The organism is Microcoleus sp. A003_D6, from assembly GCF_036702825.1.
GTDB lineage: Bacteria > Cyanobacteriota > Cyanobacteriia > Cyanobacteriales > Microcoleaceae > Microcoleus.
On the sequence record NZ_JAUBWA010000180.1, the window covers coordinates 1 to 10046 of the forward strand.

At 49.1% G+C, this 10046-nt stretch carries 7 protein-coding genes; 6 read left to right on the top strand and 1 reads right to left on the bottom strand.

Features of this window, described 5'->3' with window-relative positions:
- Positions 1 to 347: 347 nt before the first annotated feature.
- The 4 genes from QUB70_RS29760 (at position 348) to tilS (ending at position 3573) form a co-directional block, all read left to right on the top strand.
- Positions 348 to 494, top strand: coding sequence for a hypothetical protein (locus tag QUB70_RS29760; RefSeq protein ID WP_332985283.1), 147 nt, complete (start codon positions 348 to 350; stop codon positions 492 to 494).
- A gap of 35 nt (positions 495 to 529) precedes the next feature.
- Positions 530 to 1597 (top strand): c-type cytochrome biogenesis protein CcsB, encoded by a 1068-nt coding sequence (gene ccsB, locus QUB70_RS29765; RefSeq protein ID WP_332985284.1) that lies wholly within the window; start codon positions 530 to 532, stop codon positions 1595 to 1597.
- Positions 1598 to 1857: 260 nt separating this feature from the next.
- A complete protein-coding gene (locus QUB70_RS29770; protein ID WP_332985285.1) occupies positions 1858 to 2286 on the top strand; it encodes a KGK domain-containing protein in 429 nt (142 codons plus the stop codon).
- 147 nt (positions 2287 to 2433) lie between these two features.
- Entirely contained in the window at positions 2434 to 3573 is a 1140-nt protein-coding gene (gene tilS, locus QUB70_RS29775) for a tRNA lysidine(34) synthetase TilS (protein WP_332985286.1), read from the top strand.
- A gap of 7 nt (positions 3574 to 3580) precedes the next feature.
- Here the strand turns inward: tilS and hmpF are convergent, their stop codons facing one another.
- Positions 3581 to 5329: a pilus motility taxis protein HmpF gene (hmpF, locus tag QUB70_RS29780; protein ID WP_332985289.1), complete on the bottom strand. Its 1749-nt coding sequence runs from the start codon at positions 5327 to 5329 to the stop codon at positions 3581 to 3583.
- A gap of 2329 nt (positions 5330 to 7658) precedes the next feature.
- Here hmpF and QUB70_RS29785 point away from each other — a divergent pair.
- On the top strand, positions 7659 to 8894 hold the full coding sequence (locus tag QUB70_RS29785; RefSeq protein WP_332985290.1) for a response regulator: 1236 nt from the start codon (positions 7659 to 7661) through the stop codon (positions 8892 to 8894).
- Between the two features lie 1095 nt (positions 8895 to 9989).
- Positions 9990 to 10046, top strand: a 57-nt coding sequence (locus tag QUB70_RS32815; protein WP_442927853.1) for a helix-turn-helix domain-containing protein, incomplete at its 3' end; no start/stop codon positions are given.

Genomic DNA, 10046 nt, shown 5'->3' on the forward strand with positions numbered 1-10046 from the left:
TTAGACCTCTTGCAAAAATCCTTTTAATCAAATTCTGGAACGGGCTCTCCGGCCCATTCCACAAGAAAAAAAAATTTTGTGGGACGGGCATCTTGCCCGTCCTAGTTATTTTTGCAAGAGGTCTATTATAGTATTAGTTAACGCTGCTTTAGTGCGGACGGTTCGGAGGTTATCTGTGACAGTTCGAGGCTATCAGATGTCGCTCAACTTCACCGTTAGACTGCGAGGTTAGTCGGTGAACCATTCGGGTAAAACCTCAAGCACATTCTCTGCTAAAGCATTACCCAATTCCTTCAACTCTTTCTCAGAAAAATGCACCAAATACCGTCCCATAACCCAGGAAGCCGATGGGGAGAGCGTTTGAGGTGTTTGTTGGCGTAAATGGGTCGATCGCCCGCCCCCGCCTCAACAACCGCCAACAACTCATAATTGCCACAAAAATTCAAAATCCCAAACCCAAAACTGCCCAACCCCAGTACGATCGATCTAGTTAGCAAAAATAAGTAAAAACATTACCGGAGTAACTTTTATGGATCTGGTTGTACTCCAGAACTGGCTGGACAACATCTCCTTTGCCGTTTTGTTCGCGACAATGCTCGTTTACTGGGTTGGCGCAGCATTCCCCGGCATTCCCTACCTGTCGGCCTTGGGAACCGCAGGAATGGCCGTCGCCAACCTCTCCATCGCCGCTTTACTCGGTTCTCGCTGGATAGAAGCCGGCTACTTCCCTCTCAGCAACCTCTACGAATCCCTATTTTTCCTAGTTTGGGGCATCACCGCCATCCACCTAGTCGCGGAAAACATGAGCCGTTCCCGCTTGGTAGGAGTAGCCACATCCCCCGTAGCAATGGCAATATCCGCCTTTGCCGCCCTGACTCTGCCGGCAACCATGCAATCCGCAGAGCCCCTAGTACCCGCCCTCAAATCAAACTGGCTGATGATGCACGTTAGCGTCATGATGCTCAGTTACTCAACTTTAATGGTAGGAGCGCTACTGGCGATCGCATTTTTAATCGTCACCCGCGGCCAAAAAATCGAACTCACCGGTAGTTCCTTCGGCACCAACGGCAACCGCAACCGCAACTACCGCCTCCAACGCCCTCAAAACCCCGAACCTCAAATTGCAGAAACCGCCGACAGCGCATTAGCTTTCAGCGAACCCTCTTTCAACTCCAACAATAACGGTTTGGGCACCACCGCAGTCCTCGAATTAGCAACCGTTCAAACCGCATCAACCGCCCCAACTCAAACCGCAGAACTTCTCTCGCCCCAGCGCTTGAATCTAGCAGAAACTCTTGATAACATTAGCTATCGCATCATCGGTTTAGGATTCCCCTTGTTGACAGTTGGCATTATTGCCGGTGCGGTTTGGGCTAACGAAGCTTGGGGCTCGTACTGGAGTTGGGACCCGAAAGAAACTTGGGCGCTAATTACTTGGTTGGTATTTGCTGCCTACCTGCACGCCCGCATTACTCGCGGGTGGCAGGGAAGACGCCCAGCAATTTTAGCCGCCACAGGTTTTGTGGTAGTTTGGATTTGCTATCTAGGCGTCAATCTGTTAGGCAAAGGTTTGCATTCCTACGGTTGGTTTTTCTAATTCCCGATCCACCAATCAGCCACAGAAAAACAGCATAAATCAAAGAATAGGGATTAATATCATCTCCGGTCTTAGGGTGGGCAATCCCCACCTTACTCAACTACCGAAAGTGTAAAACTTGACCCCCTCTTCCCTCTTCCCTCTTCTCTCTTCCCTCTTCTCTCTTCCCTCTTCCCTCTTCGGTCTTCCTGACATCCGTTACATCCGTTACAAAATCCGTTGCCGAACTTCCTTCATTCATTAAAATAAGGACAATTGATATGGACGACTCGCAAATATTTCTCAAAGAAGACGATGTTTTGTCTGCTCCTGCCAGCGCTTTGATGTATCAATGTACGTTCAAAGTCAGCGAACTTATGACCATTATGCAGTCAAAATTGGTAGAAGAAAAATTATTCTCAGACGGCATGGATTGCGAGGTGTTAAGTGCCGGGAAACCCTGGACAAAAGGCAAACTTAGGATGCGTCTGGAGTTCAGCCCGATCGACGAACCTGAACTACAAGAACAAAAAGCCCTTCCTGCCGCTATGGAAGAATCAGACACCGCGCAAGCATACGACCAAAATAGCTCAGAGCAAACCGATAAAGATGAGCAATTAAATCTCAGCGACTCAACACAAATAAGTAATGATTTTCCTATTTCTAGGTATCCAGACAGTCACCCCCACAGTCTAGGAATGTGGAGCTAAGCTGCTACTTAGGAGAGAGAGGAAGGGGAATATTTTTGAGTTTTAAGTTGAGAGTTTTGAGTTGAGGAGCTTGTGACTGCATCCTTCATACTAATGACTAATGACTAATGACTAATGATTTCCCGTTCTTAATGAAAAACTGCTCTCATGGCTGAACCTTCCAATTGGACGCACCTCCACGCTCAACTGCACCGGACGCTGCTGCACCGACAAATATTGCCTTCAAATCAGCGATTGTTAGTAGCAGTATCCGGCGGACAAGATTCTTTGTGCTCAATTAAATTACTGCTAGATTTGCAGCCAAAATGGGGCTGGAATCTAGCGATTGCTCACTGCGATCACCGCTGGCGTTCAGACTCGGAAGCTAACGCCAATCATGTAGAAAACTTAGCTGAGAATTGGGGAATATCCTACTATTTGCAAACAGCCTCGCACATCCCTAAAACTGAAGCAGCCGCCAGAAAGTGGCGGTATCAAGCTTTAACCGAAATCGCGATCGCCCGCAACTACCCCTACATTGTTACAGGCCACACAGCCAGCGATCGCGCCGAAACACTCCTCTACAACCTGATTCGCGGCAGCGGCGCCGACGGACTTTCTGCCCTCACCTGGACGCGCCCCCTTGCCGATTTTCGATTGCCGATTTTAGATTTTAGATTGGGGAATTCCGGCGAAAATCCCAACTCCCAAATATCTGCCGATTTTAGATTGGAAGATATGGATGAAAATCCTCAATCGAAAATCCAAAATCCAAAATCTAAAATTCACTTGGTTCGTCCCTTGCTGGAAATAACCCGATCGCAAACAGGTCAATTTTGTCAAGAGCAAAAACTACCGATTTGGGAAGATTCCACAAATCAAGACTTCAAATATGCCCGCAACCGCATTCGATCGCAATTATTGCCTTATTTAGAAACTCATTTCAACCCAAAAGCATCGACAGCCCTAGCTCAAACAGCCGAACTCCTCCGCGCCGACGTAGAATACCTCGAACTTGCAGCCAGCGACTTGCTACAGCGAGCAATATCTCCAATTGCAGACAGCAACCCGGTGAAATTTCAACTGCCCGTCAAGTTAAATCGGCCGATTTTGCGCGAAGCAGCCCTTGCATTGCAGCGGCGGGCAATGCGACAGCTACTGCAACAAATATTGCCCTCCGCACCCAGCTTTGAAAGCGTAGAAAAACTAACCAGCTTAATCTTGGCACCCAACCGATCGCAAACCGATCCATTTCCTGGAGGAGCGATCGCCCGAGTGGAAAACCCTTGGATCGTTATAAATATTTAATTTTCGGCTAAGGCAGATTCAACAAACCCGAAATAACTTGCCGCAACTGAGCTATATCCATATCTTGCTGCTCTCCAGTCTGCTGCACGCGATCGAGTTCCCCCGCCACCGATTCCAGCTTTTGGCCGAGCCCCTTCAAATTATCCTGCACCGGCTGCAACATTTCTTGATAAACATTCACCCGGCCCCAGAGTTCCGCCACTGCACCTTTCTGGTTGAACAAATTCTGCTCTAACTGCTTGAGTTCGTAGCGTTTCGCCTCACTTTCCCCCTGAAGGCGGTTGACATTTGCCTCAATTTGAGATATAGCCTCCTGCAACTGCTGAATTTCGTTTTCCAGCCTTTGCAATTCTTGGCTTTGCTGCTGCCGGTGAGAATTGAGCTGTGCGACGAGCGGCCCCAAATCCATATCTCCTGGCTCTTGTTTTGGAGCATTGGCAGTACCCAAGCGGCGCCACAGCACCCCCTGATGCTGCTTCAAAACATCTTCCCGTTCCTGCAAGCGGAGGCGCTGTCCCACCAGAGTTTCGTTCAACATCTGATAACTTTCCAGCTCATCTGCCATTTCATTTTCCAAAGCCATGCGATCGTACTCGGAAGCCGCTTGAATTTTTCCTTGCAGCTCCTCAATTGTCTCCCGCTGGAGAGTCAACTCCTCCTCTTGATCGTTAACAAACCGGAACACCTTTTCCAAATCCTGTTGCAGGTGTTGCACCAGCCCCTGCAACTCCTCAACCGACATCTTCTCCAGAGCTGACACATCTACTCTCTGCTCCGCAACCGCAGCACCCGAAGCAGATGCGAGCCTGGAAACTTGCTGGTAGAGTTCCTCCACAGCCCGCACCTGCAAAGACACCGACTGAGCCTGCTCCTGCTTAGCGCTGAGGGTACTTTGCTGCCCTTTAAGATCCGCGCGAGCCCCGGCCAAAGCATCTTGAGATTGATACCACTCCTGCCAGCGGTTTTGGAGGCTCTGATTTTGTCGATCGACCTCTTCTTGCTGCTGCTGAGCGTTGGCCCGTTTTTGCTCCAACTGCTGCCAGTGAACGTCCAGAATTGCCTGCTGAGCCCCCACAACACCAAAAGATTGATTCAGTTGTTCCCGAACCCCAAGGGCCGAAGAAATTGCCCCTCCCAGCTTGTTCATCAACTCCTGAATCCTCCTCGCCTGCTGCTCGTCAACCACCGCCCCCTGCGGAACCTGAGACTGCTGCTGGGCCACCCGCTGCTGCTCGCCCCGCAACTGTTCCCAAGCCGTCTCCATTTCCACGCGGCTGCGATCGACCTCTTCTCGCCGTCGGTTAGCTTCATCTCGAGTATTTTCAATTTCCGAGCGCTGAGCCTCCAGCCGCTCCAACTCGTCTTCCATTTGAGCCAACTGCTCTTCGCGGGCTTGCATTTCCATTTCCCGGCGATTGAGTTCCTGACTCGAAAACGTCAGAGAAGCCTTCCACTGTTCAATTTCCTCTTCCTTATCCTTAAACTTGTCCTGCAAGCGCGAGAAATTTTGCAGAATGCTCACCAACTGGCGGGCCGCCTCCTGAATCCGCTGCACTTGCTTGCTAGCGCTCAACTCCACCAGCACCAGCGTGCCGTCGTTAAACTTATTAGCTTCCTCAACTGGGATCGCGTCATCGCCCGGTACGGCGCTCCAATTGTGTTCGCCCCGCTGACAAGCTAGCAGTTTCAGTTCAGCCTTACCGCCACCGAGACCAAAGCCGCTTCTCTGTTTTTGTACTTCCGCTAGATACAGCACACTAATAGTCCTCTGCTTCGTAAAACCTATCCCAACTTACTTTAAGCTACTTAAAGGTCTAAAAGATAAGTGGTGTTTACTGACAACGCTGTTGGGTAGACGGCTAATCCCAATATAAATAGGCTATCTCGCGATCGCCAAAGCTTCTCAACTAAAGATCGCACGCAGTGTTATCTTTAGTCAACTTACCTAAAGTAAATAAGTATAGGCAAGTAAGGATAACTTTTTGCCACTTAAATCTTACTCTTTGGTGTCGTTGGCTCAATCCCGGAATAGCATTTTTTCCTAACTATAGCAGCACTCACCCATAGCAGTGCCTCACCCGAGAGCGTCCCGAAAGAACTGCCTGCGCCCGCTTTATGGACGAATGATAGAGCAGTATCAATGCCGCTTGATTAAAGACTAGCTGATTCATTTACGCTGAACACATCTCAACACTGCTGAGCAATGATGAATGTGTAACGATAGCTTTGCCGCAAGCGGTAAAGGAGGAATCCCTCAAAGTTATAGGCAATAGCCTATAACGCTTTAAACACCTATTTTCACGTCTTGGTTTTGACGCTGGTTTGTCTTAATTGAGTGGTCGATATATCACCACTCAAACGAACCAGACACGGTGCAATACCGATCTCTTTGATTTTACCAAAACGTGATAACCAAGCGCGATTATTTCTATTGTGCGGATAATCACCGTAAAATTCAGCAAATCAATCGACAGGACTAAACTCTCACAGCGGGGACTGCCTTGATACTCTCCGACTATTAAGGCACGGAGATTTTTAAGAAGCTTTGACACTCTTAATGGTGCTATCAAGACACCTCTAGACGCTCAAAACAACTATCTTTCGATACTGCGATCGCGCTTACTTTTACTTTTGTTTCATGCTTTGGTTAGCAATGCGTCAACACTAGCGAGTTAGGTACGCTCCTTATCCTGCTTTTATTTACCTGTGCCACAGTCTTGCTCAGCTATGCTGGCAGTGTCTTGCTGGTTGGGATTTGACACCCTCTAGGATAACTTGTCACAAAAAACACTCGGTAAGTGGGAAGCGAGCGAGACTTTAGTCCTGAGAGGAAAACGACTCGGCGGTTTCAACCGCCTTGAATCCCCTTTCGGGGTTAGAGGGCTATGGTTGCCCCTCTGTGGAGATATGGTTGTCTCCGAATCCCTTTCGGGTAATGTTCGCCTCGACCTGGTTATAAAGGCTTGTTAGACCTGCAACACTGTTTCAGTGACTTTAAAACTGTTTAATTGCAGATGACAGAGCCCAAAACTGGCGTCGCATTCTCCGGTATCGTGACCTGAATAACGTCTCCCCTTCGACGGAGCTCAGGGGGGTCTGGTCAGAACAACTTGTAATTTCTTACAAGCGAGCGTGGCTTTAGCCCTGAGTTCCTGACGCAGTTGATACGCCTACTTGTTCGGCACGATCATTGTAACATAGAATGCTGGCAGCCTCAAGGCTGAAACGCAGGTTTCATCCCCGGCTTAAAAGACCGGGGTTCTCACACTACCCGAAGCAGCCCAAAGCTGAAAAAGGTCAAAAACTTTCTATTGATTGTACCAGGCTTTAGTTGCGGGTCGATCGCCCTGGAGAAAAGCCCTCGCTGCCCCCAAGCCGGCGCCATCCTCCGGCTGACTAGGGATTTGAACCGCGCTGCCTTAGAATAGGGAAATGACGCGAGCCTGTGACGCTCGCTGCGGGCGAGCAAAAAGGTCGCTCGGCAGTGAGGGTTTTCCTGACAATTGCCAACAAAGGTTCATTTTGACTGCACCTGATTTTAGGGCTGTGGCAAACCCAAAAAAAACCTCGATCGCAACTCATCCAACCCAACAGACTAGCCTCAAGTTCCCATCGGGGAGCGATGGGCGCGCGGAGGCTGGTAGCAGCGGTAAAACCATAGAATCTTCGGTATTTTGAAGTTGACCTACGCAAAGATGTGTTGGATAAACTGACGGCATACTCAGCCAAAAACTTCAAAACTTTGGCGATCGAAGACTTGAACCAGTCAGGAATGCCAGCGTTGCACACTCGCGCGAGCCCGTGCAATTGTGCGATGTGGATTCTACGAGTTTAGGCGACAGTTTGAATACAAGGTGAAACTCTACACTTAGAGAATGCCGCGAGTTTCGCGGTTTCAGCTTGTGGACTGGTAGCGCGGCCGCAAGAGCCTGCGGCTTGCCGCTGCGATCCCTTTCGTCAATTGCCAATTGTGCCAAAGGCATCAGCGCGTGAATTATTGACGGAAACTCAAGTCAATCTTTGCGCCAGCACAAAGTCTTTCCGAGATCAGACGCCAACGGTTTTAAAGAGGACACTTTAGTTGCATGCAGGGAAATTTGAGTGAAATTGACATCCGCAGCATCCTGCAATTGATTGAGTTAGGTCAGCGAACCGGAGAACTGTTCGTAGAGGCCTACAGTTCCACCGGCAGCACGGGTACTCAACCTACCCAGCGCTCACTTGCAGGACAATCCTGGTATGTCTTCTGCTTCAACGGTCAGATTATTTACGCTACCCAGAGTGCGGGAAGTTTGTTTCGCTTGCGCGACTACCTGCGCCGCTACAAAGCAGACACCGCCCTCGACAAAATCCAAGTTCCCTATATGGCATCTACCAATGCCCCAGAATACGGCTACCTGTGGGCCCTGCTAGAAAACCACATCCTGACCCCAGCTCAAGGGCGCAACATCATCCACAGCATGATCCACGAAACCCTGTTTGACTTGCTCAGCCTCCACCAGGGTTCCTTCACTTTTGAAATGGGCCCAGGTTTGGCTCCTCAACTGACCAGCTTAGAAATTAGCTCGCTGCTGACGAAGATTGTCAAACAGGTGCAGCAGTGGAAGCAGTTTCACCCTCACATTCAGTCGCCCAACCAATGCCCGGTGATTTCAGACCCCGCCGAGCTCCGAGTCGCGCTGCCTGTCAATACCTTTAATACTCTCAGACGCTGGGCCGACGGCCACACTTCTATCCGCCAAATGGCGCGCTACCTGAACCGAGACGTGCTGACTGTCGCTAAGGCGATTTACCCCTTCGTGCAGCAGGGATTGGTGCAAGTATTTTACGAGACCTCTGTGGCCCCGGCAAACAACAAAAAAGAATGGTCGTCTCCAGAAACCAAGGTCAAGAGAGTTGTCTGTATTGACGACGACAAGATTATTCGCAAAACAGTCGAGTCAATTTTAAACGAACACGGTTACGAAGCTACTGGCATCGGCAATCCCCTCCAAGCCCTGAGTTTGGTTTTTCCACTCAAACCCGATTTAATTTTGTGCGACATTGCCATGCCGGAACTCGACGGCTACGAAATTTGCGCTATGCTGCGCAATTCTAGCGCTTTCCGGCAGACGCCGATCGTGATGCTCACGGGCATCGACGGATTTATCGACCGCGTTAAAGCCCGCATGGCCGGGGCTACAGACTTCTATACCAAACCTTTTGGCGAAAGCGAGTTATTAATGCTGGTAGAAAAATATGTGGGGCCAGGCTACCCTCGGGCCAATGTATCGGAAAGATTATTAGGCCACTCGCTAGAAGACGAATTAGAAGAAAAATAAATTCCGTACCGGTGGCATTATTGGAGCTTTCTTGTACCTGCGGTTAGATCGAGTCTCGACCGCCAAGCGAGAGAAAGCTTAAGGCTTCGGGCAATCGCACCATAAACTAGAATGTATAAATCCGCGCGCCGGCTTGAAGGGCGTCGGTAAAACTCTGTTCAATTTCTCTACCCCTGTCGGGCCGAAGTCGCTCAAAGTGCAAATATAATATACTTGTTCTCTACTTGCAGCCGCTCCGAAAAACCGATGCGCAGAGCCAGTCATTACTAGGCATTTCTGTACAAAGTCGGAGAGTGCGATCGAGCGTCTTAAGTCAGGAACCTCAGCCCCGACGGCATGAGGCTTGAAAGAGACATCTAACAAGCCATCCTGACCGGCCTAAGTCTTAACTGACTACGTTTTTTGAGTCACGACACCAGGCGAATGCGAAGCTAGTCCCCTGCTCTGTCGCTAGTAGTTAAACAACTTTAATGTCACGCTCAGTAGTGCTGCTAGCCGGCGCAAACTCAGAAAACCTTGACCGACAAGCTAACTTTACCCCAGAAATGGGAGTTTGAGGCAACCATACCTCATCTGAGGGGCAACCATACCCCTCCACCCCGCCAGGGGATTTAAATTAATGTAAAGCCGTGCTAAAAGCACGGGGTTTCTACCCATTTTTCTGATGATTATTGGAAAATCTTGATGTCAACAACCCGTCCCTAATCCGAATATCGGTTTAGCATTCATCGCAGAAATTGCCCAGAGTTATACCCATTTAGTGGCGGTGGGAGCAGTATAAAGTTGAAGCTTTAATGTTCTACATTAATTGTTCGTAGTCGATTTAAGCTAATTTGTCAGCAAAGGTCGCGCGAATTATCGATCGAGCGTGAATTATTGACCAAGAAATTGGGATACAAGCCCCGTCTTTCAAGACGGCTTTAATTCTCTTTGAAGTCTCCTAATTTTGTTGGTAAAGCCTAGTAGAATAAAGTAAGCTGTTCTGCATTTAAACTGCACAGTCAAAATTTGACAAAGTTCTTGTGGGGTGGGCGTCTCGCCCGCACAAAAAATGCAATTTAGATGTCGAACAGCTTAAGTAAGTAACGGGAAATAATGAAAGCAAGGTATCAATACAGAATTTATCCGACTCATCAGCAACAGCAGAGTTTA